At 71.5% G+C, this 24,817-nt stretch carries 21 protein-coding genes and 1 tRNA gene; 19 read left to right on the forward strand and 3 right to left on the reverse strand.

All coding sequences use genetic code 11. The features are described from left to right. Nucleotides 1-52 precede the first annotated feature (52 nt). Nucleotides 53-532 (forward strand): RidA family protein, encoded by a 480-nt coding sequence (locus tag MYF83_RS29760; RefSeq protein ID WP_248964052.1) that lies wholly within the window; start codon nucleotides 53-55, stop codon nucleotides 530-532. A 181-nt stretch (nucleotides 533-713) separates the two neighbouring features. Next, nucleotides 714-1,577 (forward strand): PHP domain-containing protein, encoded by an 864-nt coding sequence (locus MYF83_RS29765; protein WP_248964053.1) that lies wholly within the window; start codon nucleotides 714-716, stop codon nucleotides 1,575-1,577. A gap of 180 nt (nucleotides 1,578-1,757) precedes the next feature. On the opposite strand, the gene MYF83_RS29770 is transcribed toward MYF83_RS29765, so the two are convergent. Continuing rightward, entirely contained in the window at nucleotides 1,758-2,546 is a 789-nt protein-coding gene (locus MYF83_RS29770) for an aminotransferase class IV family protein (protein WP_248964054.1), read from the reverse strand. A 154-nt stretch (nucleotides 2,547-2,700) separates the two neighbouring features. Between MYF83_RS29770 and MYF83_RS43965 the strand changes: the two genes are divergently transcribed. From MYF83_RS43965 to MYF83_RS29810, 8 genes are all read left to right on the forward strand, one after another. Next, the gene (locus MYF83_RS43965; protein WP_248964055.1) at nucleotides 2,701-3,711 is read left to right on the forward strand and encodes an ArsR family transcriptional regulator; all 1,011 of its coding nucleotides are present in this window, start codon (nucleotides 2,701-2,703) and stop codon (nucleotides 3,709-3,711) included. Between the two features lie 78 nt (nucleotides 3,712-3,789). Then, the gene (locus MYF83_RS29780) at nucleotides 3,790-4,554 is read left to right on the forward strand and encodes an ABC transporter ATP-binding protein (RefSeq protein WP_248964056.1); all 765 of its coding nucleotides are present in this window, start codon (nucleotides 3,790-3,792) and stop codon (nucleotides 4,552-4,554) included. Beyond that, entirely contained in the window at nucleotides 4,551-5,396 is an 846-nt protein-coding gene (locus MYF83_RS29785; RefSeq protein ID WP_248964057.1) for an ABC transporter permease, read from the forward strand. Before MYF83_RS29780 ends, MYF83_RS29785 begins: the two co-directional genes overlap by 4 nt. A gap of 49 nt (nucleotides 5,397-5,445) precedes the next feature. Further along, nucleotides 5,446-6,219, forward strand: coding sequence for an ABC transporter permease (locus tag MYF83_RS29790; RefSeq protein WP_248964058.1), 774 nt, complete (start codon nucleotides 5,446-5,448; stop codon nucleotides 6,217-6,219). Between the two features lie 372 nt (nucleotides 6,220-6,591). Continuing rightward, on the forward strand, nucleotides 6,592-7,920 hold the full coding sequence (locus MYF83_RS29795) for a gluzincin family metallopeptidase (protein WP_248964059.1): 1,329 nt from the start codon (nucleotides 6,592-6,594) through the stop codon (nucleotides 7,918-7,920). A gap of 16 nt (nucleotides 7,921-7,936) precedes the next feature. Next, nucleotides 7,937-9,625, forward strand: a complete 1,689-nt coding sequence (locus MYF83_RS29800; RefSeq protein WP_248964060.1) for an outer membrane protein assembly factor BamB family protein — start codon at nucleotides 7,937-7,939, stop codon at nucleotides 9,623-9,625. 364 nt (nucleotides 9,626-9,989) lie between these two features. Then, complete coding sequence (ppdK, locus tag MYF83_RS29805; protein ID WP_248964061.1) at nucleotides 9,990-12,650, forward strand: pyruvate, phosphate dikinase; 2,661 nt, start codon at nucleotides 9,990-9,992, stop codon at nucleotides 12,648-12,650. 257 nt (nucleotides 12,651-12,907) lie between these two features. Continuing rightward, nucleotides 12,908-14,143 (forward strand): deoxyguanosinetriphosphate triphosphohydrolase, encoded by a 1,236-nt coding sequence (locus MYF83_RS29810; RefSeq protein WP_248964062.1) that lies wholly within the window; start codon nucleotides 12,908-12,910, stop codon nucleotides 14,141-14,143. Between the two features lie 199 nt (nucleotides 14,144-14,342). Here the strand turns inward: MYF83_RS29810 and MYF83_RS29815 are convergent, their stop codons facing one another. Then, entirely contained in the window at nucleotides 14,343-15,269 is a 927-nt protein-coding gene (locus MYF83_RS29815; protein ID WP_248964063.1) for a M23 family metallopeptidase, read from the reverse strand. Between the two features lie 142 nt (nucleotides 15,270-15,411). Between MYF83_RS29815 and dnaG the strand changes: the two genes are divergently transcribed. The 4 genes from dnaG (at nucleotide 15,412) to MYF83_RS29835 (ending at nucleotide 20,582) form a co-directional block, all read left to right on the forward strand. Further along, nucleotides 15,412-17,283 carry a DNA primase gene (gene dnaG, locus MYF83_RS29820; RefSeq protein ID WP_248964064.1) on the forward strand — a complete coding sequence of 624 codons (1,872 nt, stop codon included), beginning with the start codon at nucleotides 15,412-15,414 and terminating at the stop codon, nucleotides 17,281-17,283. 177 nt (nucleotides 17,284-17,460) lie between these two features. Further along, nucleotides 17,461-18,564: an RNA polymerase sigma factor RpoD gene (gene rpoD / locus MYF83_RS29825; protein WP_248964065.1), complete on the forward strand. Its 1,104-nt coding sequence runs from the start codon at nucleotides 17,461-17,463 to the stop codon at nucleotides 18,562-18,564. Nucleotides 18,565-18,818: 254 nt separating this feature from the next. Further along, entirely contained in the window at nucleotides 18,819-20,093 is a 1,275-nt protein-coding gene (locus tag MYF83_RS29830; RefSeq protein WP_248964066.1) for an MGH1-like glycoside hydrolase domain-containing protein, read from the forward strand. A gap of 9 nt (nucleotides 20,094-20,102) precedes the next feature. Beyond that, nucleotides 20,103-20,582 carry a hypothetical protein gene (locus MYF83_RS29835; protein ID WP_248964067.1) on the forward strand — a complete coding sequence of 160 codons (480 nt, stop codon included), beginning with the start codon at nucleotides 20,103-20,105 and terminating at the stop codon, nucleotides 20,580-20,582. A gap of 153 nt (nucleotides 20,583-20,735) precedes the next feature. Here the strand turns inward: MYF83_RS29835 and MYF83_RS29840 are convergent, their stop codons facing one another. Further along, complete coding sequence (locus tag MYF83_RS29840) at nucleotides 20,736-21,038, reverse strand: YtxH domain-containing protein (RefSeq protein ID WP_248964068.1); 303 nt, start codon at nucleotides 21,036-21,038, stop codon at nucleotides 20,736-20,738. Nucleotides 21,039-21,251: 213 nt separating this feature from the next. Here MYF83_RS29840 and MYF83_RS29845 point away from each other — a divergent pair. From MYF83_RS29845 to MYF83_RS29865, 5 genes are all read left to right on the forward strand, one after another. Further along, nucleotides 21,252-21,327: transfer RNA gene (locus tag MYF83_RS29845), tRNA-Asn, on the forward strand. A 507-nt stretch (nucleotides 21,328-21,834) separates the two neighbouring features. Next, a complete protein-coding gene (locus tag MYF83_RS29850) occupies nucleotides 21,835-22,968 on the forward strand; it encodes a nitric oxide synthase oxygenase (protein WP_248964069.1) in 1,134 nt (377 codons plus the stop codon). A 67-nt stretch (nucleotides 22,969-23,035) separates the two neighbouring features. Then, nucleotides 23,036-23,815 carry an enoyl-CoA hydratase-related protein gene (locus tag MYF83_RS29855; protein ID WP_248964070.1) on the forward strand — a complete coding sequence of 260 codons (780 nt, stop codon included), beginning with the start codon at nucleotides 23,036-23,038 and terminating at the stop codon, nucleotides 23,813-23,815. 278 nt (nucleotides 23,816-24,093) lie between these two features. Continuing rightward, nucleotides 24,094-24,297, forward strand: coding sequence for a cold-shock protein (locus tag MYF83_RS29860; RefSeq protein WP_248964071.1), 204 nt, complete (start codon nucleotides 24,094-24,096; stop codon nucleotides 24,295-24,297). 117 nt (nucleotides 24,298-24,414) lie between these two features. After that, nucleotides 24,415-24,795, forward strand: a complete 381-nt coding sequence (locus MYF83_RS29865) for an STAS domain-containing protein (protein WP_248964072.1) — start codon at nucleotides 24,415-24,417, stop codon at nucleotides 24,793-24,795. Nucleotides 24,796-24,817 lie beyond the last annotated feature (22 nt).

A 24,817-nucleotide genomic window follows, 5' to 3' on the forward strand; every position in this document is an offset into this window, starting at 1 on the left:
CACGCCGCTCGGCGGTCCGGGCCGCGGGGCCGTGCCGCCGAAGGGGGGTTCCATGCACATCGAGGAAAGGCTGGGCGAACTCGGGCTCGTGCTGCCCGGGCCCACGCGCCTGCCGCCGGGGGCCGTGCTGCCGTTCCCCTGGGTCAGGGTGTACGGAGATCGCGCGTTCGTGTCCGGGCACGGGCCGCTGCGCGAGGACGGGTCTTTGGCCGGGCCGCTCGGCAAGGTGGGCGACCAGCTGACCCGGGAGCAGGGGTACGAGGCGGCGCGGCTGACGGGCCTGGCGATCCTGTCCAGCCTCAAGCGGGAGCTGGGCGATCTCGACCGGGTGACCGGATGGCTCAGGGTGTACGGCATGGTCAACACCGCGCCGGGGTTCACCGACACCCCGATGGTGATCAACGGGTTCTCCGACCTGATCCTGCGGCTGTGGGGCCCGGAGGCGGGCAGGCATGCCCGCTCGGCCGTCGGGCTGGCGGAACTGCCCTTCTCGATCCCCGTCGAGATCGAGGCCGAGGTGGCCATCGGCTGACATGCGTCCCCGACGGCAACGGCGTCCTGGACGGCGCCCGTCGCGCGCGGCCACTTGGATCCCGAACCCGACGCCCGCCGTGCCGTACACCGGCTTCCCTCGCGCCCGCGGCACTTTCCCGGACCCGTCGCGACGCGGGAGAGGGGCGGCACGGCGGCCCGGAAGCTGAGAGGCTCGTCGTATGCGGATCGATCTGCACACGCACTCAACCGTCAGCGACGGCACCGACCCTCCCGCCGCCCTGCTGGGACACGCCGCCGCCGAAGGGCTGGACGTGGTGGCGCTCACCGACCACGACACGACGGCAGGGTGGCGGGCGGCCGCCGAGGCCGTGCCGCCGGGGCTGACGCTGGTGCCGGGTGCGGAGCTGTCGGGCCGCTGGCACGGCGATGAGCCGTCGGTCGGGCTGCATCTGCTGGCCTACCTGTTCGATCCCGGGAACGCCGCGCTCGCCGAGGAACTGGCCAAGGTCCGCCGGTCGCGCGACAGCCGCAGCGAGAAGATCGTCGCGCTGCTGAACGCCGACGGCATCGATGTCACGCTCCCCGAGGTGCATGGGTATGCGGCCGGCGGCACGGCGGGGCGGCCGCACATCGCCCGGGCGTTGCTCCGTCGGGGCCTGGTCAGGTCGATGGACGAGGCGTTCGCGCCGGAGTGGCTGGGACGCCGCTATCGGCTGCCGAAAACCGACATCGACGTGCTGACCGCGGTGCGTCTGGTGAGCGAGGCGGGTGGCGTGTCGGTGCTGGCGCATCCGAGGGCGGGCAGGCGTGGCCACATCGTGCCGGACGCGGTGATCGCCCATCTGGCCGAGGCCGGTCTGTGGGGCGTGGAGTCCGGCCATCCCGACCATTCCGACGACGACCGCGAGCACATGCGCGCGCTCGCCCGCGACCTCGGCCTGCGCGCCACCGGGTCGAGCGACTACCACGGCGACAACAAGACCGTCCGGCTGGGCGCCTTCACCACCGACCCGGACGTCTACGAAGACCTGGTGTCGGCGGCCACCGGCGCCGCTCCGGTCCATGGAGGCTCGAGAACGTGACCGCCGCACACGCGGACGCCGACGATGACCCCGCCCGGCTGGAGAAGGGCCGGCGCGTGACCTTCCGACCGGCGCCGACGTGTGACCTTCCCGCCGACGCCGACGCCGACGCCGACGCCGACGCCGACGCCGACGCCGACGCCGACGCCGGTGCAGCCGGCGCGGGCCGGCGCCTGACGCCTACAGGGGGTCGCCGGGGATGGCGGCGTACTCCCTGCGCAGGGTGGTGAGGATCGGCTCGTCCAGGGACAGCTCGACGCCCTCGATTGAGCGGACGGGGCGCGGCCCGAAGGCGGCGTCGGTGATGAAGGCGGACCCCATCGAGGCCAGGTCGTCGGTGTCGACCTCGGTGGTGCGGGAAGGGATGCCGGCGCGGCGCAGGGCATCGTCGAGCAGCCGCATGGTGACGCCGTTGAGGTGGTCGGACTCCGGCCACACGACGCCGCCGTTGCGGACGAAGCCGATGTTCCAGGTCGGCCCTTCGGTCACTTGCGCGCGGCGGTTGACGAACAGCACGTCGTCGTAGCCGTTGATCTGCGCGAAGCGCCGGTGGAGGAGGGGGCCGAACAGGCCGGAGTGCTTCACCTCGGGCATGTCGCGCTCGTACTCCACGACGCCCAGCGCGGGCGGCGCCTGGCCGGCCGGGACGGGGCGCGTGCCGACGAGGATCTCCGGCCGTGCCTTGGCCGCCGGGTGGGCCCTGTCGAACTCGGGGTCGAACACGGTGACCCGAACGATCACCGGCGAGGGAGCGGAGGCCGCCGCGCGGCGGACCAGGTGGCGGACCCGGTCGAGGTCGAGGTCGACGCCGTGCAGGATGCGGCAGTCGGCGAGAAGCCTGTCGAGATGAAGGGACAGGCCGCGGACCCGCATCTCCTCCACCCGCATGGTGGTGAAGTGGCCGTAGTTGTAGAGCGCGAGAGCGGCGAGCTCGCCGGGGGTCACGGGACGACCGTTCAGCTCCGTCATGCCGCCATCCTGGCAGCTTCCCGGCCTCTCCTCGGAACGCTGAGCGGGATGTTCGCCCGAGGCGTGACGGCCGGCCGCGTGCTCGCCGCGGGAGGTCACCACCGGCGATCGGTGGCGCCGGACATGCCGGGACGTGGGCGGATATGCTGCCTGCGTGATCAGGATCCGGCTGGACGAGGCGACGCTGAGCCGCACGAGGATCGCGGTCAGCCCGCTCTGGGAGACGATCTGCGGCCTGTTCCTGACCCGGCGGGACGAGATCCACTGGCCTTACACGGCATGGGTCCGCTCGGCGCGGGAAGTGCTGCGGTCGGAGCCGGCCACCGCGCCGGTGCGGGCCGTGCTGGACACCGGATCCCGATTTCCCGACTTCCTGTCCCCGATCCCGCCCTCGGCCTGCCCGACGATCGGCGAGGAGCTCGACGGGCTGCGGGCGACCGCGCCGGAGGTCGTCCGAAGGGAGCTCTCCGCGTACTTCCCCCACCGGCCGCCGCCCGAGCTCGTGCCCTTCCTGGAGGACCCGGCCCGGGCCTTCGGCGAGCTGGCCGACGCGCTGGGGGTCTTCTGGGAGGCGGCGATGGCACCCCACTGGCCCGCCATGCGCGCCGCGCTCGACGAGGAGGTCCTCTACCGGGCCAGGGCGCTCGCCGGGGCCGGTCCGGACGCCCTGCTGGCCGGCCTTCGCGACCGCATCCGCTGGGAACCGCCGACGCTGACCCTGGTGAAGGCCCTGGAGCACTCGTTCACCGCCGACGACCAGCGCCTGCTGCTCATCCCGCTGATCTTCTCGGCGGGCGGGCTGATGTGCACCACGGACAACCCCGGGGTGGTCGCCGTCTCCTACCAGTCGCGTGGCGCGGTGGCCCTCGCCGGGGATGCGGCTCCGCGGGCGGCGGGCCCCGAGGCCGACCGGCTGGCGATCCTCGTCGGGCGGGGCAGGGCCTCCGTGCTGCGGGCGCTGGCCAGGCCGGCGACCACGGCCGGACTGGCCGCCGAGCTGGGGCTCGCGCCGAGCACGGTCTCCGAGCATCTGTCCGCGCTGCTGGCGGCGGGTGTGGTCAACCGGCGGCGGGTCGGGCGGCGGGTCCTGTACGGCCTGGAGCCCGCGGGCGTCGCCCTCGTCGGCCTGCTCGCCCAGCAGGGAACCACCTCCGCCGCCGGCTGAACCGCACGCGCGAGGTGAGCATTCGGCGGGCGCCGAATCCATTGCCGCTGCCCTGGGGTCTATCTACCGTCCCTGGTCATGAACGCGATCGAGGCGGACGGACTGCGCCGCACCTACCGCCAGCGGACCGGATGGCTGAGCCCGAAGCTCATCGAGACCGAGGCGGTGCGCGGCGTGAGCCTCTCCGTCGCCAGAGGCGAGCTGTTCGGGCTGCTCGGCCCGAACGGCGCGGGCAAGACCACGACCATCAAGATGCTCAACACGCTGCTCATCCCGACGGCCGGCACCGCCAGGGTGGCGGGGTTCGACGTCGTCAGGCAGACCCGCGAGGTGCGGCGCCGCATCGGGTACGTCTTCGGCGGCGACCGGGGACTGTACGACCGGCTGTCCGGTCTGGACAACCTGCGCTACTTCGCCGAACTGTACGGCGTGCCACCACGGGAGCAGCGACGCAGAATCGCCGAGCTGCTGGACCTCGTGGGCCTGGCCGGCCGGGAACGCGAGCGGGTCGAGGGGTACTCCCGTGGCATGCGGCAGCGGCTGCACATCGCCCGAGGGCTGCTCCACGAGCCGCAGGTCCTGTTCCTGGACGAGCCGTCGATCGGCGTCGATCCGGTGGCCGCGCGCGAGCTTCGCCGTACCATCGCAGACCTCGCCGCGACCGGCACCACGGTGCTGCTGACCACGCACTACATGGCCGAGGCCGACGAGCTGTGCGACCGCATCGCGGTCATCGCCGGCGGCGTGATCCGCGCGCTCGGCACGCCCGCCGAGCTCAAGGGCGGCACCGGGACCCTCGAGGACGCGTACGTCTCGATCGTCGGGGAGGTGCAGCCCGCGTGAGCGCCATCGGCCCGGGCACCACCCCGGCGACCACCACCGGCGTGCGCGCCGAACGCGCGATCGCCGCCGGCGCGAGCGCGGCACGGGTGGTCATCGTCGGCGCGCTGCTGCACGTGAAGCAGCTCAGCCGGTCGCCGTTCGAGATCGCCACGGCGTTCATCGTCCCGCTGGTGCAGGCCACGCTCGCGGTGTACCTGTTCCGCGCCGGCACCGAGCCGCATCTGCTGCTCGAGGCGGCCGTCGGGGCGGGCCTGATGGGGGTGTGGTCCTCGGTGCTGTTCGGCTCCGGCGGCGCCATCCAGAACCAGCGCTGGCAGGGCACGCTGGAGATGCTCATGATCGCGCCCAGGCCCGCCGTGCTCACGTTGCTGCCGGTCACGCTGGCGAACGCCGTCACAGGCACGTACGCGATGCTCGGCACGCTGGCCTGGGGATGGGCGCTCTACGGCATCACCCCCGACTTCCGCGACCCGCTGGGGTTCGTCGCCGCGGCGGCCGGATGTGTCGCGGGACTGGGGATGTTCGGGCTCCTCCTGGCCGCCACGTTCGTGCTGCTGCGCAACGCCAACGCGCTGACCAACACCCTGGAATACCCCATCTGGCTGGTGTCGGGGATGCTCGTCCCCATCAGCGCGCTGCCCGGATGGACCGGGCCCATCGCGGCGGTGCTGCCGACCACCTGGGGCGCACGCGCGGTGCGGGAGGCGGCGGCGGGCGGTCCGATCTGGCCGTCGCTGGCCGCCTGCCTGGCCATCGGCGCGGCGTGCCTGGCGCTCGGCACCCTCGCCCTGGTCCACGTGGAGCGCCGTGCGCGCGTCACCGCGACCCTCGCGCTGGCCTGACATGTACCTCCTCCCATCGTCCGGCCCGCGTGGCGGAAAGGAAGCCAAGGTGTCGCGGCTCATCGGCCTCGGCGGCGTGATCGCCTACCGGGCCCTGTTCAACTGGACCAGCCCGGCCATGTTCACCGGGACGCTGCTGGCGAGCCCGCTGTTCCAGCTGCTGTTCTTCGCCTACCTCGGGCGTCAGCTCGGTGTCGCGGACGACACCTTCTACATCGTCGGCAACGCCGTGCTCTCGGCCTCGGTGGCGTGCGTGTTCGGCGGCACGATGGCCGTCGCCAACGAGCGCAGGTTCGGCACCCTCGGCCACGTCCTGCTCTCCCCGCGGAGCCGTACGGCGATCTTCCTCGGCCGGGTGCTGCCGTACGCCCTGAACGGCCTGCTCGTCGCGGCGTTCACGCTGTCCGCCGGGGCGCTGCTGCTCGGCCTGCGCATCCCGCCCGGAGCGGTGCCCGGGCTGCTGGTGGTACTCGCCGCGGGGTCGCTGTCCTGCGGCTTCTTCGGACTGACGCTCGGCGCGATCGGGTTGCGCTTCCGGGACGTGTGGCTGGTGTCCAACGTGGCCACCTCGCTGATGCTCCTGCTGACGGGGGTCAACATCCCGCTGAACAGGCTTCCCGCGTGGATGGGGGCGCTGGGGGACCTGCTGCCGATCACCCACGCGGCGCGCGCGGCGCGGGCCCTGGTGTCCGGGCAGGGGGCCGTGCCGGCGGACCTGGGCGCCGAGGCGGTGGTGGGCCTCGGGTACGCGGTCACGGCCGGCGTCCTGCTGAAGGTGTTCGAAGCGGAGAGCCGCCGCCGCGCCTCCCTGGACACACTGTGAACGCCCACGACCGCGACCGCGACCATGACCATGACCGTGACCGCCACCGGGGCCGAGGCGGGGACCGGCCGTGCCGGGCTTCCCGCTCCGCCCGCGCGGCCGGCCAGTACTGGTAACGGACCCCGGGCCCCGCCGGGTTTTGGGTAGGGTTTGCGGCGTTCTGCAACTGCTGTTACCTATGGGGCAAAAGTGACATCGGGGCAGTCTTTTCCGCACCATCCGCAACCGCAGTCGTGGCCGCCACCGCAGGCTCCCCAGCCGCCGTACCCGCCGCCGGGTGGTCAGCCCCCGTACCCGCAACCGTCGTACCCGCCGCAGGGCCCGTACCCGCCTCCCGGGCCGCCGCCGCGCCGTCGCAGGACGGGCCTGTGGGTGGCGCTCAGCGCGCTGGTCGTGCTGCTCACCGTCGGCGTGGGCGCGCTGGTCGGCATGATGCTCGCGAAGCCGTCCCCGGCCGAGAACGCCGCCGGCACGGGAAACTCCGACACGATCGCCGTGACCGAGGCGGAACTGAAGAAGGCGGTGCTAGAGCACGGCAATGCCTACCAGACGGGCGACCTGAAGGGCTACCTGAAGATCTTCGACCAGAAGAACGCGGCCCTGGTCAAGGCGCAGACCCGCACCTTCGCCAACCTGCGCAAGTTGCCGCTCCAGTCGGCCTCCTTCGAGATCCTGAAGCAGCAGGGGCTCGCCCAGGACAACTTCGGGCGGCAGGTGTCCTTCTCCCTCGACGTCGCCTTCGTCCACCAGTTCGCGGGCATCGACCTGCGCCCGGTCGCCGAGTGGTACCGCTGGACGGTGACCAAGGCGAGCAAGGACGCCCCGCTGGTCGTGACCAAGGTCGGTGGCGCCCCCGCGGCCTTCGGTGAGGACAAGACCGTCTTCTACCCGGCCCCGTGGGACAGCTGGCCGGACATCTCGGTCACCAAGACCCTGCACACGATCGTCCTCGCCCCTCCGGCGCAGGCCGCGCGGGCCCGCCAGATCGCGCCCGTCGCGGAGCGGGCCGCCGCCGAGGACCTGGACTTCTGGGCGAAGAACGGTGACGGGAGCGCCGAGGTGCCCGCCGGCTTCGTGGTCGCCCTGGCCAAGGGCCGGGCCCAGCTGGGGCACCTGTTCCGCACCGTGGAGAAGGTCACCGAGTCCGGCGTCTCCATCGGCATGCCGACCTTCGGAGGGAGCGGGGACAAGGTCAAGATCGGTGGGTCCCGCATCGTGGTGGACACCGCCTCGCCCTTCTTCGACGACGCCAAGGGCGTGCGGGAGATCTTCCGGCACGAGATGGCGCATTCGGTGATGGCCCCCCTGGACAACGGCGAGTTCGAGGTGTTGGGCGGGGACAACTGGATCATCGAGGGCTTCGCGGAGTTCATGGCCCACCGCGGCGAGAGCCTGAACGCGAACGGCCGCACACCCCAGACCCGCGCGTACGTGCGAGGGCAGCTCGACCAGCCGTTCACCGGCAAGATCCCCGACAATCTCTCCTGGGACGCCGAGGGCCTGACGAGCGTGAACTACCAGCTCGGCCACCTGGCGATCCAGCTGATCGCCGAGCGATACGGCGAGGAGAGGATGACGGCCTTCGTGGCCGCGTACTACCGGGACAAGAAGGCCGACACGGCGCTCCAGGACGTACTCGGCGTGAGCAGGCAGGAGTTCGAGCGGCAGTGGGCGCAGTACGTCCGCGGCAAGCTCGGCTGACCGGGGGATGACGAAGATGACCGACCCGCACCAGTCGCAGCCGTACGGTCCGGAGGACGCGGGGGCGCCCTACCCGGACCGGGCCCAGTACCCGCCACCGGGATACCCCGGCCAGACCTACCCGGCCCAGCCCCATCCCGGCCAGACCCCTCCGGGCCAGACCTATCCGGGCCAGGTTCCCCAAGGGCAGCCGTATCCCGCTCCCCAGCAGCCGTACCCGGGAGGGCCGCAGGGGCAGCCCTACCCGGGGGGTGCGCAGGGGCAGCCGTACCCGGGAGGGCCGCAAGGGCAGCCGTATCCGGGGCCGCCGCAGCAGCCCTATCCGGGCGCGCCGTACCCCGCCTCCCCGTACCCCGCCCCGCCGGTCCAGGGGTTCGGGGGGCCGTACGGGCAGGGACCGCGGCCGCCGGCGCCGCCGCGGCGCACCGGCAGGACCGTGCTGTTCGTGGCGCTCGGGCTGGTGGGGCTGCTGATCCTCGGCGGGGGCACGGCGTGGTTCGTCGCGAGCCGGGGCGGCGCCCCGGCGGGCGGAGCGGCGGCCGGGACGTGGAAGGTGCCGTTCGCGCAGCCCGACAGCTCGGACTTCGACGGCGAGCTGATGTTCGCCTCGTGGCTGACGGACACCGCGGTGGTCCGGGTGCAGCGGGACGGCGTGCTGGCCTACGCCTTCGGCACGGGCAAGCGGGTCTGGGGCACCCCGGCGCCCTCCGGATCCCTCTGCGGCGCGACCCCCACCCTGCAGGACGGCAAGGGCGTGATCGCCTACGGCGGCGGGGACGCCTGCGACCATCTGGCCGGCATCGACGCGCGCACCGGCAAGGTGCTCTGGAAGGCGCAGGTGGCGGCCGAGAAGCGGCTGGGAGGGTCGCGGTCCATCGAGGTGCCCGAGCTGGCGCTCGCCGGGGACGTCGTGATCGCCCAGCCCGGGGCGGGGTTGCGGGCGTACCGCCTCTCCGACGGCAAGGGGCTGTGGCGGGGCACGCCGCCGAGCGGCTGCCGTTCGACCGGCCTCGGCGCCGGCGCCAAGGTCGTCGTGGTCACCCTGAACTGCTTCCCGCGTGGTGCGACCTATGGGTTCGAGCCCGCGACCGGGAAGATCAAGTGGAAGTTCGACGCGCCGGACGAGGGGCCGGACATGGTGCTGTCCGCCGACCCGCCGGTGCTCATGTCGGGCGCCAAGGGGCAGCGGTTCACGGTCCTGGACGAGGCCGGCAAGCAGGTGTCGGACTTCTCGCCCACGGAGGAGATCGACCTGCTGTCGATGAGCCGTGCCATCGCCTTCGAGGGGGGTAACGAGCACCTGCGGATGACGGTCCACGGCGACACGCTGTATCTGGCCACCTTCTCCAAGAACGTGCCGGGCAAGCTGCGCTCCAGGGACTACGCCGTGGCCTTCGACATGCGGGGTGGCAAGCCGCTCTGGAAGTCCTCGGGCGGGTCGGACTGCAAGCTGAACTTCATCCGCGCCGACGACAAGGGGGTCCTGGCGCTGGAGACCGGTGACCATCGCGACCTGGCGCCCCGGGTGGTGCGGATCGACGCCGCCACCGGCAAGACGCAGGCCGTCGCCGAGCTGCCGCTGGAGTTCGGGCACGAGGGCGAGGACGCCGAGGTGTTCGAGCGCGACGGCACCGTGGTCATCGTGCCGTGGGCCGCCGTGGTGGCCAAGAACGCGATCAGCGTGGTGAACACCTCGCACTCCTGACGGGACCGTTCTGCGAGCCTTGACCGGGGCCCCGCGAGCCCGCCGTGGTGCGGAGTTCGCGGGGCTCTCGCGTGCGGCGCGGCATTTCCACGCGTTTACACCTCATGGTCTACACCAATTCCCGGCCAGTGAACCGTCGGTTAATCGCCGTGAATGATCCAAGAATTGGTATATACCACGGTTCGCGGGCCCGACTTTCGGCCGGGTGCGGACTCTCAGGCTCAATGGATTAGACCGCTATATTGGGGCCTAGCAGGGCAAACGCCCTCGTATGGGATGAGTGACGTTTCCTGCGGTAAATCGTAGGTAGAGTCCCCGGAACGAGGCGGAATCGGACGCCATTGAAGTCGTTGAAGGAGTCCCAGTGCCCAAATACGTATACGACTTCACCGAGGGCAACAAGGATCTCAAGGATCTCCTCGGTGGTAAGGGTGCCAATCTCGCGGAGATGACGAACCTGGGTCTTCCCGTGCCCGCGGGCTTCACGATCACGACCGAGGCCTGCCGCAGCTTCCTCACGGACGGCGGCGTCCCCGAGGGGCTCTGGGACGAGGTAGAGGCGCATCTCCGGGACATGGAGACGGGGATGGGCAAGCGCCTCGGCGCCGCCGGCGACCCCCTGCTGGTCAGCGTCCGGTCCGGCGCGAAGTTCTCGATGCCGGGCATGATGGAGACCGTCCTCAACATCGGCCTCAACGACGAGTCCGTCCACGGCCTGGCCGAGCAGGCCGGCGACGAGCGCTTCGCCTGGGACTCCTACCGCAGGCTCATCCAGATGTTCGGCAGGACCGTGCTCGGCATCGAAGGCGACCGCTTCGAGGACGCCATCGACGACGCCAAGCGGACCAAGGGCGTCGACAGCGACCTCGACCTTGGCGCGGCCGACTTCCAGCACCTCGTGGAGATCTACAAGGGCATCGTCAAGGACGCGACGGGCGAGGAGTTCCCCTCCGATCCCCGCTCGCAGATGCGGATGGCCGTCGAGGCGGTGTTCAATTCGTGGAACGCCCCGCGCGCGGTGGTCTACCGCCGCCAGGAGCGCATCCCCGCCGACCTCGGCACGGCCGTCAACATCGTCGCGATGGTCTTCGGCAACCTCGGCATGGACTCCGGCACCGGCGTCGCCTTCACCCGCGACCCCGGCTCGGGGCAGCAGGGCGTGTACGGCGACTACCTGCAGAACGCGCAGGGAGAGGACGTCGTCGCCGGCATCCGCAACACGCTGCCGCTGCAGGAGCTCGAGAAGATCGACCCGGCGTCCTACCGGCAGCTGATCGGCATCATGGAGACACTGGAGAACCACTACCGCGACCTGTGCGACATCGAGTTCACGATCGAGCGCGGCAAGCTGTGGATGCTGCAGACCCGCGTCGGCAAGCGCACGGCCGGGGCGGCGTTCCGCATCGCGACGCAGCTCGCCGACCAGGGCCTCATCGACCTCGACGAGGCCGTCGAGCGGGTGAGCGGCGACCAGCTCGCGCAGCTGATGTTCCCGAGGTTCGCGATCCACGCCGACCTGCGGCCCATCGCCAAGGGCATGAACGCCTCGCCCGGCGCGGCCGTGGGCAAGGCGGTGTTCTCCTCCGCGCGGGCCGAGGAGCTTTCCGGCCAGGGTGAGGACGTCATCCTGGTCCGCCGGGAGACCACCCCCGACGACCTCGCCGGCATGATCGCCGCCCGGGGCGTGCTGACCAGCAGGGGCGGCAAGACCTCGCACGCCGCGGTGGTCGCCCGCGGCATGGGCAAGACGTGCGTGTGCGGCGCCGAGCGACTCGAGGTGGACGCGAAGGAGCGGCGGTTCACCGGGCCCGGCGGCGTGGTCGTCGAGGAGGGCGACGTCATCTCGATCGACGGCACCACCGGCGAGGTGTACCTGGGCGAGGTGCCGGTCATGGCCTCGCCGGTCGTCGAGTACTTCGAGGGCACGGGCGGCACCGGCGACGCCCTCGTCCAGGCCGTGCACCGGATCATGACCCACGCCGACGAGCGGCGCCGCATGGCCGTGCGCGCCAACGCCGACACCCCCGAGGACGCGGCGCGCGCCCGCAGGTTCGGTGCCCAGGGCATCGGGCTCTGCCGTACCGAGCACATGTTCCTGGGCGAGCGGCGCCAGCTCGTCGAGGACCTGATCCTGGCCGTGTCGCCGGAGGAGCGCCAGGCGGCGCTGGACGCGCTCGAACCCCTGCAGAAGTCCGACTTCGTCGGCATCCTCGCGGCGATGGACGGCCTGCCGGTGACGATCCGGCTCATCGACCCGCCGCTGCACGAGTTCCTGCCCGACCTGACCGCGCTGTCGGTGAAGGTCGCGCTGGCGGGCGACGACGCCGCGGACCGGGACCGCAAGCTGCTCGCGGCGGTCAAGCGGCTGCACGAGCAGAACCCGATGCTCGGCCTGCGGGGCGTGCGCCTCGGGCTGGTGATCCCCGGCCTGTTCGCCATGCAGGTGCGGGCCATCGCCCAGGCGGCCGTGGAGCGCCGCGCCGCGGGCGGCGACCCGCGGGCCGAGATCATGATCCCGCTGGTCAGCGCCGTGCAGGAGCTGGAGGGCGTGCGCGACGAGACCGAGCGCATCCTGGAGCGGGCCGGAGTCGAGGCCTTGATCGGCACGATGATCGAGGTGCCGCGCGCGGCGCTCACCGCCGGCCAGATCGCCGAGGCGGCGCGGTTCTTCTCCTTCGGCACCAACGACCTCACCCAGATGACCTGGGGATTCTCCCGGGACGACGTCGAGGCCGCGTTCTTCTCCCGCTACCTGGAGCTGGGCATCTTCGGGGTGTCGCCGTTCGAGAGCATCGACCGCGCGGGCGTGGGCCGGCTGATGACGATCGCCGTCGAGGAGGGCCGTAAGACGCGCCCCGACCTCAAGATCGGCATCTGCGGGGAGCACGGCGGCGACCCGGAGTCGGTGCGCTTCTGCCACGAGATCGGCCTGGACTACGTGTCCTGCTCGCCGTTCCGGGTTCCTGTCGCCCGCCTGGAGGCGGGCCGCGCGGCCCTGAGCGGCGGCGGCTCCGACTCTCGCTGACGCGCGACGGCCGGCCCGCGGACGTCTTCACAAGATCCCGCGGGCCGGCCCGGCGAGCCCGAGCGCCGCCCGCGCCGTCCCACGCGGCCCGCCCGTCGTACGGGCCGGGCGTCCAGCGCGCCGGGGTGGCGGCGGTGTCCTCTAGGGGGCCGTACGGGGCTCCTGACCTGCGGGGAAAGACGAGACCCGCCAGACATCGTGAGTTTCCTGCATGTTTGTCATGTACCGCCGGTAGCGGGGGTAGCATCCGGCTACCGATGAGAGAGTACGACGAGTTCGATCAGGCCAGATGGGTGCCGGAACCTCCCGGCAACCCCGAGCGCAGCGCGTTCGAACGCGACCGGGCGCGGGTCCTGCACAGCGCGGCGCTGCGGCGGCTGGCCGCCAAGACCCAGGTGGTCGGGCCGGGAGAGATCCCCGACCACGGCCGCCACATCCCGCGCACCCGGCTGACCCACTCTCTCGAATGCGCCCAGATCGGCAGGGAGATGGGCAAGGCGCTCGGCTGCGACCCCGACCTGGTGGAGACGGCCTGCCTCGCGCACGACCTCGGCCACCCCCCGTTCGGGCACAACGGCGAGACGGTCCTGAACGAGCTGGCGGCCCGGTGCGGAGGCTTCGAGGGCAACGCGCAGAGCCTGCGGCTGCTGACCCGCCTGGAGGCCAAGGTCCTCACCGCCGACGGCCGCAGTGCCGGGCTGAACCTCACCCGCGCGACGCTCGACTCGGCGCTGAAGTATCCCTGGACCTCCGCCCACGGCGCCAAGTTCGGCGTCTACCCCGACGACCTGCCGGTCTTCCGATGGGTCAGGCAGGGCGTGCCGGCCGACCGGGTCTGCTTCGAGGCCCAGACCATGGACTGGTCGGACGACGTGGCGTACTCCGTGCACGACCTGGAGGACGCCATGCACTCCGGGCACGTCACCCCGGCACTGCTCAGGGACGCGGGAGAGCGGCGCGAGGTGTGCGAGCGCACCCTCAAGGCGTACGCGGACGACTCCTGCCTCACCGAGCTGGAGGAGACGCTGGCCCGCCTGGTCGCCGAGCCGCTGTGGCCGGCGCGGTTCACCGAGACCATGGCCGACCTGGTGGCGCTCAAGTCGTTCACCAGCGCGCTGATCGGGCGGTTCTGCCTGTCGGCGCAGAGGGCCACGCTGGAGGCGTACGGCCGGGGGTTCACCCGGCACGGCGCCGACCTGATCGTGCCGAGGGTCACCCGGCTGGAGTGCGCGCTGCTCAAGGGCGTCACGGCGCACTATGTGATGTCGCGGGACGACCACCACGCCAACCAGGCCCGGCAGCGCGAGCTGATCGCCGAGCTGGCCTCGATGATCATGCTGGGTGCCCCTGGGACGCTGGAGCCGGCGCTGCGGGCGGCCTTCGCCGAGGCGGCCGACGACGCCGCCCGCCTGCGCGTGGTGATCGACCAGATCGCCTCGCTCACCGACGGCTCCGCGATCGCCCTCCACCGCACCCTCGGCTCTCGCCACTGACCGGAACCGCCGCACACCGGCGCCGTCACCGCCGTACCCCGTCCCGCCGCCGCGGCGCCGAGTGTTAAAGCACCACACCGGAGGAGAATCGGGTGACCTCGTTCGTGTGTGTGCGTTGGCGCCGCGACGGCGAGTAGAGGTGTGGCGGCGCCGGCGCCGATGAGCGGTGGGTGAGCCGGAGGGGTTCGCGGGGGTTGGGCTAGCCCTTGGTGACGCCGTCGGGGTCGGCGGTCTGGGTGGGGACGGGGCGCGGGGGCTTCTTCTTCACCGGCTTGGAGGCGCACAGCGTCCGGCAGGGGGGCGTCGCGCCGACCCTGGAGCGCGCGGCGGCCACCTGCTGGGCGGGGGAGAGGGTCGGGTTGCCGTTCAGCCAGGCGTCCAGGTAGGTCCACGGATCGACCATTCCGCGCCGTACCCACCAGTACTTGGCGGCGGTGGGCCAGGAGACCGAGAAGTAGAGGTTCGCCCCCTCGCCCTTGGCGTTCCCCGAGTCGCCGACGCGCCCGAGCACCTGGCCCGCGCCGACCCGGTCGCCGGCCCGCAGCCCCGGCTCGACGGAGTCCAGGTGGCCGCCGAAGTAGCGCACTCCGTCCGCGCCCAGCACGGACACGAAGCGGCCCTCGCGGTCGGCTCCGTGGTCGGTCAAGGCCTTCCAGCGGTTGCTTGCGTTCACCTCGTGCACGACGCCGCCGACGGGGGAGACGAACGCGCAGCCCTTCCCCGCCCAGATCGTCGTCTTCGGCAGGACCAGCTGCTTGCGGGCGTAGCTCACCCGGCAGCCGCGCACGGGGAAGACGTAGGTGAACTTCGAGATCCGGGGCGGGGGCACGCGGACGGGGTCCTCGCCGGCCGGGGGCTTCACGGCGGACGTGGTCGCCGAGGGGCTGGGCTTCAGCGTCGCCGCGTCGATCTCGGCCCGCGCGCTGGGGGAGGCTTCGGCGGCTTCCAGCTCCACGCCGGCCCGGCTGGGAGAGGCTTGAGAGTCGAGTGCGTCCGGCACGCCGGCGGGCACGCTCTGCAACGGCGCGGGCGGCAGCGTGCTGATGCCGGGCACCCCGCTTGGAGCGGCGCAGGCGGCGCTGACCAGCACCGTTGCGGCAATGGCGGTGAGTCGCCCCGGTCGCATGATCTTCACCCGCTCGACGTTACCGAAATTAGCGTTTCCTTTGTAACCGACCTTCACCCCCACCATGACCCATTCGCGGAAAATCACCCATGCTGGACGGTTAGCGGGCCAGGCTGTCGGCGGCGAGTCGTAGACTCACGGCGTGGCAGGGCGGATCAGTGACGAGGACATCGCGCTCGTGCGAGAGCGCTCATCGATCGCCGAGGTCGCGGGGGAGCACATCCAGCTTCGCAACGCGGGCGGCGGCAACCTCAAAGGCCTGTGCCCCTTCCACGAGGAGAAGTCCCCGTCCTTCAACATCACCCCCTCGCGCGGCTACTGGTACTGCTTCGGGTGCGCCGAGGGCGGCGACGTCATCACCTTCGTCCGCAAGCTGGAGCACCTCTCCTTCACCGAGGCGATCGAGCGGCTGGCGCAGCGCGCGGGGATCCAGCTCCGCTACGAGCAGGGCGGCTACGTCCCCGGGCGCGAGCAGGGTGAGCGGAGCCGCCTGATCGAGGCGCACAAGGCGGCCGCCGAGTTCTACGCCTCCCTGCTGCCCACGCCCGAGGCGGCGCCGGGCCGGCGCTTCCTGTCCGAGCGCGGCTTCGAGCGGGTCGACGCCGAGCACTTCGGGGTGGGCTACGCCCCGGTCGAGTGGGACCGCCTCGCCCGCCATCTGCAGGGCCGCGGCTTCACCGCCAACGAGCTGATCAAGGGCGGCCTGGCACGGGACGGCCGCCGCGGGCCGGTCGACCGGTTCCGCGGCCGGCTGGTCTGGCCGATCCGCGACATCACCGGCGAGGTCATCGGGTTCGGCGCGCGCAAGCTGCTCGACAGCGACGACGGACCCAAATACCTGAACACCCCCGAGAGCCCGATCTACAAGAAGAGCTCGGTCCTGTACGGCATCGACCTGGCCAAGCGCGAGATCTCCAAGCGCTCCCAGGCCGTCGTCGTCGAGGGGTACACCGACGTGATGGCCTGCCACCTGGCGGGCGTGCCGACGGCGGTCGCGACCTGCGGCACCTCCTTCGGCGAGGAGCACATCAAGGTCCTGCGCAGGCTCCTGCTCGACCAGGCGGAGTTCCGCGGCGAGGTCGTCTTCACCTTCGACGGCGACTCGGCCGGGCAGAAGGCCGCCCTGCGGGCCTTCGCCGACGAGCAGAAGTTCGTCACCCAGACCTTCGTGGCCGTGCAGCCCGACGGGCTCGACCCGTGCGACCTGCGGGTCAAGCAGGGCGACGCCGCCGTCCGCGACCTGATCGCCGCCCGCGAGCCGCTCTTCGCGTTCGCCATCCGCAGCGTCATCTCCCGCTATGAGCTGACCACGAACGAGGGCCGCCTCGCCGCCCTGGACGCCGCGGCGCCGCTGGTGGCCGGCATCAAGGACTCCGCGCTGCGCGGCAGGTACGCCGTCGACCTCGACCGCTGGCTCGGGTTCATGGACGAGCGCATGGTGCTGCGGCGCATCCAGGAGGTCGGCGGGCGCCCCACAGGCGGCCGTGGCGCCCCTGAGCGGGGCGCCAGGCGGGCGGGGGCCGCGCGTCCGGCCGATCCCGCCGACCCGGTGGCGCGCATCGAGGCGGAGGCTCTGAAGCTCGCGGTGCAGCGCCCGGCGCTGATGGGGCCGGAGTTCGACGCGCTGGGGGCGCAGGCGTTCAGCGCGCCCGAGCACGTCGCGCTGTACGAGCTGATCATCACCGCGGGCGGCACGGTGGCGGGCGGACCCGGCGGACGCGAGTGGGTCGACCTGCTGGTCGGCGCCACCGAGGATGAGAGCCTGCGGGCGCTCGCCACCAGGTTCGCCGTCGAGCCCGTGCGGGCCGAGCTGGCGAGCGAGGAGCGCTATGGCCAGGCGGTGCTCGCCCGGCTGGCCGAGATCGCCGTGACGCGCGCGCTCGTGCAGGTCAAGGCCAAGATGGAGCGGCTCAACCCGGTCGAGCAGCTGCAGGAGTACAACCGGCTCTTCGGCGAGCTCGTGGCGCTCGAACAACAACGGCGTGTGTTAAGAGAACGCGCCGTCGGGGCGTAATTAACTTTACTTTCCGCTCCTCACCACGGCCAAACTTTTGTTTGATATCAATTCGGTAATGGCTTTGGCCTTACCTCCGGTGACAAAAATAGGCCTGCCATTTTCCGGTCCCTATACCGCAGACTATGTCCCGTGGGTACATCGGTGCTGCCAAGCGGACCGCCGTCGGTAGACCAGGTGGCGGATCTCGTCGCGAGAGGAAAGGAGCGCGGGAGCGTCACCGTCGACGACGTGGCCGCCGCGCTCGACCGCTCAGAGTTGCCGGCCGACGCGCTGGAGCGTGTCGTGCGGATGCTCGCCGAAAAGGGTGTGGAGGTGCTCGAGCCCCAGGGCGACGAGGACACCCCCCGCCCCGATGAGGAGGATGTCGGCAAGCGGGCGCCGACCAGCGACCTCGTCCGCATCTACCTGCGGGAGATCGGCAGAGTGCCTCTCCTGACGGCGGAGGAGGAGGTGGAGCTCGCCAAGGCGATCGAGGCAGGGCTGTTCGCCGAGGACAAACTGGGTGACATCGGTCTGCGACTGGCCAAACCGGAGTTCGAGGAGCTCGTCTGGGAGGGCGTGCGGGCCAAGCAGCGGCTCATCGAGGCCAACCTGCGGCTCGTGGTGTCCATCGCCAAACGCTATGTCGGCCGCGGAATGCTCTTCCTCGATCTCATCCAGGAGGGCAACCTCGGGCTGATCCGCGCGGTCGAGAAATTCGACTACACCAAGGGATATAAGTTCTCGACCTACGCCACGTGGTGGATTCGCCAGGCGATCACCCGGGCGATCGCCGACCAGGCGCGCACGATTCGAATTCCCGTGCACATGGTGGAGACGATCAACAAGCTGGTCCGCGTCCAGCGGCAGCTCCATCAGGATCTCGGCAGGGAGCCCGCTCCCGAGGAGATCGCGATGGAGATGGACCTTCCCGTGGACCGCGTGGTCGAGATCCAGCGCATCGCGCAGGAGCCGGTCTCGCTCCAGTCGCCGATCGGCGAGGAGGACTCCGACCTCGGCGACTTCATCGAGGACGCCGACGCCGTGGTGCCGATCGAGGCCGCGGCGTTCATCATGCTGCAGGACCAGCTGGACGACATCCTCGCCACCCTCTCCGACCGGGAGCAGCGCATCATCCAGCTCCGCTTCGGGCTGTCCGACGGCCATCCGAGGACCCTGGAGGAGGTCGGCCGGGAGTTCGGCGTGACGCGCGAGCGCATCCGGCAGATCGAGTCCAAGACCCTGGCCAAGCTCCGCCACCCGACGCGGGCGCAGATGCTGCGCGACTACCTCGACTGAGCCGCCCCGTGCCCGTCCAGGACCTGCCGGCCATGGGCCCTGGACGGGCACGGGCACCGGCCCGGGTCACGCCTCGGCGTGACCGGCGCCGGGACCGCGGCCGTGGCACCTGACGGGGGACACCCGTCAGGAACACCGTGCCAGGGAAGGAGGGAAGGCAGGAACCGCACTCCCGTCCTCCCAAGGTGACGGCCTGGGAACAGCGGTGACGGCCTTCGCCTCCTTGACGGCGACGGCCTCCTGCCGACGATCCGATGGACGCGCGGCTCGGCCTCGACGACGACACCGCGCTCGAGCAGGCCGCACTTGACGTGCTTGACGCGAACTGGACGGGATCGGCCACCGTGCCGGCCGTGGGGCGCTACCCCCACCAGTGGAGCTGGGACTCCGCCTTCGTGGCGATCGGGCTCGCCCGCCGCCGGTGGTCCCGGGCCTGCTCGGAGCTCCTGAGCCTGTTCGCGGGCCAGTGGAGCACCGGCATGGTGCCGCACATCGTCTTCGACCGCGCCACGGCCGCGGCGTACTACCCCGGCCCGTCGCTGTGGCGGTCCGGCGACTGCGCCGCCGCCCCGCGCGGGACGCTCACCTCCGGGCTCACCCAGCCGCCGCTCCAGGCCTGCGCCGTGTGGTGGATCTGGCGGTACGCCGCCGACCGGGACGAGGCGCTGGGGTTCGTCCGCAGGGCGTGGCCGGTCCTGGTGGCCCAGCACCGCTACCTGGCCTCGGCGCGCGACCTCGGCGGCGAGGGCCTGGCGTCGATCGTCCACCCGTGGGAGTCCGGCCTGGACGACAGCCCCGTCTGGGACGCCCCGCTCGCCGCGCTTCCCATGGTGCACTACGCCCACGGCCCGGAGGAGTGGTGGTCCGACAGCCACCACGACCGGTACGTGTGGCTGGCCATGCGCTACCGGGACGCCGGCTACGGCGCGGGCTACCTGCGGGACGAGCACCCCTTCGCCGTCGAGGACCCGATGTTCAACGGCATCTGGCTGGCCTCCTGCCTGGCCCTGGCCAACCTGGCCGAGGCCATCGGGGCCGACGGCACGCCGTTCCGCGAGGCCGTGGAGCGGATCCGCACGGGACTGCTCGGCCGCCTGTGGGACGACGCCTTCTACGCGCGGGACCTGCGCGCCGGGCGGCTCATCCCGATCCGCACCATCGGCGGGTTCGGCCCGCTGCTGGACCCCGGGATGCCCGCGCCGATCGTCGGCGTCCTGACCGAGCTGCTGGAGTCCCGCTTCCTCGGCCCCAGCGGGTATCCGGTGCCGAGCTGCGAGGTACGGGCACTGGAGTTCGACCGGACGACGTACTGGCGCGGCCCGTCCTGGGTGAACACCAACTGGCTGCTGCGGCAGGCGGCGGCCGAGCACGGGCTGGGAGGTCTGGAAGCGCTGCTGGCCTCGAGCACCCTGCGCCTGGTGCGCCAGGCGGGGTTCCGCGAGTGCTTCGACCCCTTCGACGGGATGGGCCGGGGCTGCCGGGACTTCTCCTGGTCGGCCGCGCTCACCCTCGACCTGCTCGCCGGGTAGCTTTCACCCATGCGATTTCCCTGGGGCGCGAGAACCCTTCCTCCGGAGGCCGGCGTGACGCTGGAGGCGGGCGAACGCGTGCTCGTCCACGCGCGGACGGCGGACGGCGGTTACGTGGTGGCCACCGACCGAGCGCTACGCCTGCCGGCCGGAGCCCCGCTGCCGTGGTACCGGATCGACCGGGCGGTGTGGGACGAGGAGGGCCTGCTCGTCGTGGGCACCGATGGCACCCAGCGGCGGGTGGACCTGCCCGATCCCGGGCGCCTGCCGGAGGCCGTGCGGGAGCGGGTCACCTCCTCGATCCTGGCCAGCCGCCACGTGCGCCTGGGGGATCGCGGGGGAGTGCGCCTGGTCGCGCGCCGGGTGCCCGGCCAGGATGCGGCCGAGTGGGAGTTCGTGTTCGACGCGGGCCTGGATCCCGCGGACCCGGGGCTGCGGGCCGCCGCCGAGCAGGCCCTGGAAGAGCTGCGGCGCAACCTCGGCGTCTGAAGACGGCAGGGCGGGCGCGGGGATGGAGGCGGCAGGCCGGGCGCGGATGAAGACGGCAGGCCGGGCGCGCCGATGAAGGCGGCAGGGCAGGCGCGCGGATGGAGGCGGCCCGCGGGCGGGGGTTGCGCGCGGGTCGCCTCCTTGGGCCGCCGATCAGGTGACGCGGTCCATCTCGCTGTCGGGCCAGCCGGTGCCCGTGTCGTCCTTGACGGCGCTCCAGCCGTTCCTGTGCAGGAACGGCACCCGGTCGCCGAGCACGTCGCCGAGCTTGTGCCTGGTCACCTCGGCCGCCTTGGACGCCTGGGCCCCGGCCACGCCGGCGGCCTGCTGCACCATGGGGCTGTCGGCGACCCGCAGTGCCATCCGCTTGATCTGCTCGTACCGTTCCCGCCCGGCCTTGCTACCGAGGACGTAGCCGACGGCCAGGCCTACGGCGAACGTGAATCGATATCGCATCTTCTACCTCCCGCGTGCCGCTGGCATCCCCCGCTCTCCGGCTCCCCTACCCCGGCTGGGAGCGGTTATGGTCCAGATGCGCCGCGTGTTCTGCCGGAAGGGCATCTGCGCGAAGCCCGCGCGATCTGGGTGCGACACGCACCCCCCGGAATGCGCTAATCTAGTTTCGCGCCGCAAGGGAGGGCCAACACCTTTCCCGCGACGCGCAAACGATCCCGTGTAGCTCAATCGGCAGAGCAGCCGGCTGTTAACCGGCAGGTTATAGGTTCGAGTCCTATCGCGGGAGCCACGCACACAGCCCCAGGGGAAGCCCCCTGGGGCTGTCGTCGTTCCCGGGCGCACCAACTCGTCTGCGATAAGGCGGGACAAATCACAGACGATGCCTCAAGATGTGGGTCTGCCGCACTTCGTGCCCCTGCGCATACGCGTCGGCGCTCATTGTCACCGTGGTCGCGGGAGACCCGGAGTCCGGTTGCCGCGGATCGTGCCGACCGCAGCGGGGAGGGCCGCTGCGCACAGGGCGTCAGAGCTCCCGGAAAGGCTATGACGCCCATGTGAATGATGTGGCGGTTGTCCTGTGTTGGGCTGGCTGAGGTCCCGACTTCCGGTAAAGTCTGCTGTCGCGGCGCGACGATGGGGTCGTACGACTCCTGTGCCGCCCCCTGAAGGGGAGGGCGTCTCCGCGTCCGTCCCCGGACAGGCTGGAGCCCCAATGTCGCCTTCCGGACGGAGCGAAGTCCCCCTGTCGATCTACGAAAGCGACGGCGTCCGCGGGTCTGCCGCGCGGAGCTGTCCCGTGGCCCTTCCGCTTCACCGTCCCGCGAGCGGTGACGGGGTCGTGGATCCCGACGAAGCCGACAAGTTCCTGCGCCTGTACTACACGGAGAACCCCTCCGCGGGCCCCTTCTGGCCTCGCCTGCACGAGGCCCTGGCCGAGATCACGGCGACGGGCACCTACACCCACACCTACGAGGAACTGGTCTTCGGCGCGCGCGTCGCCTGGCGCAACAGCAGCCGGTGCATCGGCCGGCTGTACTGGCAGTCGCTTCGCGTGCGCGACCGGCGCTTCGTCGACACCGCCGAGGGCATCGCGGTGGAGGCGGTCGAGCACCTGCGGGAGGCGACCGGGGCGGGACGGGTCCGTCCCACGATCACCGTCTTCGGCCAGGACCGCCCGGGCCGCCCCGGGCCGAGGATCTGGAACGAGCAGCTCATCCGGTACGCGGGATACCGGGGGCATGACGGGACGCTCCTGGCGGGCGACGCGCGCAACGCCGACATCACCGCCACGGCCCGCCGCCTCGGATGGCCGGGCGGCCCCGGCACGGACTTCGACGTGCTGCCGCTGATCATCGAGGCGGGCGGGAAGCCGCCGCTGCTCGCGACCATTCCGCAGGACGCGATCCTGGAGGTGCCGCTCGTCCACCCCGCCTACCCGTGGTTCGCCGAGCTCGGCCTGCGCTGGCACGCCGTGCCCGCGATCTCCGACATGTGCCTGGAGATCGGCGGCGTCTGCTACCCGTGCGCGCCGTTCAACGGCTGGTACATGGGTACCGAGATCGGCGCGCGCAACCTGGCCGACGCGGACCGCTATGACCGGCTGCGCGTCGTCGCGAAGCGGCTGGGGCTGGACACCTCCAGCGACCGCACGCTGTGGAAGGACCAGGCGCTGGTCGAGCTGAACGTCGCCGTGCTGCACTCCTTCGAGGAGGCGGGCGTCACGATCACCGACCATCACACCGAGTCGCGCCGGTTCCTCTCCCATCTGGAGCGCGAGGAGCGTTCGGGGCGCATGTGCCCGGCCGACTGGTCGTGGATCGTCCCGCCGCTGTCGGGCTCGCTGACACCGGTGTTCCACCGCTACTACGACGACGTGCAGCTCACGCCGGCGCTCGTCCATCATCAGCGCAAGAGCCAGTACGAAGGGTGATGGGGTCCTCCGTTTCCCGGGAACTCGTGTAGAACGTTATTCTGTAGCGGTCTCTCCGGGAGGTTCCATGTCCGATCTCGTGCTGTCGTCGCTGGACGAGGGCGTGCTGACGCTCACCTTCAACCGGCCCGACCGGCTGAACGCGTGGACCGACGCGCTGGGCAGGAGCTACTTCGACCTGCTGGAGCAGGCCGAGCGCGACCCCGGCGTGCGCGTGATCATCGTCACCGGCGCCGGGAAGGGCTTCTGCGCGGGGGCGGACTTCCAGACGCTCGCCGCGCTCCAGGACGGCTCCTACGACCAGGAGCCGGACGAGCGTCCGAACATCTTCCCGACGACGATCCGCAAGCCGATCATCGCGGCGGTCAACGGCGCGTGCGCCGGGCTCGGCATGGTGCACGCGCTGGTGTGCGACCTGATCTTCACGGCCGCCGAGGCCAAGTGGACCACCGCCTTCGTCCGGCGCGGGCTGGTCGCCGAGTACGGCATCGCCTGGATCCTCCCCCGGCTCATCGGGCAGGCGAAGTCGATGGACATCCTGCTCTCCGGCCGCACGTTCACCGGCGCCGAGGCCGTCGAGCTGGGCCTGGCGAGCCGCGCGGTGCCGGGGGAGCGGCTGCTCGAGGAGACCCTGACCTACGCGCGCGAACTGGCGACGCACAGCTCGCCCACCTCGATGGCGGTGATCAAGAGGCAGCTGTGGGGCGACTGGGAGAAGTCCCTGGAGGGCTCCGCCGCCGAGGCCGAACGGCTGATGGCGGAGTCGTTCGGGCGGCCCGACTTCGGCGAGGGCGTCGCGAGCTTCCTGGAGCGCCGCGCCCCCGCCTTCCCCCCGCTGACCGCCTAGCGGCACGCCGCTCCTGTTCGCCCGCGGCACCAGGGGATACGCGGTCGCAGACGGGTGTTCATCCACCGCGACCCCCTGCGTTGGCCAACGGGCTCCAGATGGTGTTGAATGGGAGCGGTTGTAGTGGAGGTTCGTTAACGTGTAGCAGCGCCTGCGGAGTTCTTACAGCGGGCGTTCCACCGTGCGAAGCCAAGTGTTTCAAGGGGCGGTCGGTCGCTAAACAACCCGAGGATCCACGCCGTGGACCTCGTAGATCGTCTCATGAGGAGATCAGTTTCATGGCTCAGGGAACCGTCAAGTGGTTCAACGCCGAAAAGGGCTTCGGTTTCATCGCTCCCGATGACGGCAGTGCGGACGTCTTCGTCCACTACTCCGCCATCGACTCCAGCGGCTACCGCAGCCTGGAGGAGAACCAGCGCGTCGACTACCAGACGACTCGTGGCCCGAAGGGCCCCCAGGCGGAGCAGGTTCGCCCGCTCTAAGCATCACGGCCGAAAGGCTCACGTGAAGGCGGCGCTGCCGCCTTCACCTCAAGGACGCAAGTCGGGGCGGTTTGCACCACCGCGAGCCGCCCTCGCGTCCGCGATTGGAGGTCCGTCATGGACCTGTCCATAAAAGTTCGCGCCGACTCGACCTTGTGCCGGGTCAGCGGGGACATCGACATCTCTTGCTCCCCGCAGCTACGGGAGCGGCTCATCGCCCTGCTGCAGTTGCCGCAGGCCCGGCTCCTTCTCGACCTGTCCGGGGTCACCTTCATGGACGCCAGCGGGCTGGGGGCGCTCATGGCCGCCCGGCGGCGTTCGGTGCTCCTCGGCGGTGACCTGCGGATCGTGGCCGCCTCGTCCTCCGTGCACCGGGTCCTTGAAGCGAGCGGGCTCCGTCGCCTGTTCCCCGTCGTGCCGGACACCACCGCTCCCGCCGCCACGTGCGCGTCGGCCGCCAAGGCGGTCCGGAGGGTCGTCCAGCCGGCCTCGCGCTGACGCGCCCGCACCTGTTCGAAGC

It is taken from the genome of Sphaerisporangium perillae (assembly GCF_023276435.1).
GTDB classification, from domain to species: Bacteria; Actinomycetota; Actinomycetes; order Streptosporangiales; family Streptosporangiaceae; genus Sphaerisporangium; species Sphaerisporangium perillae.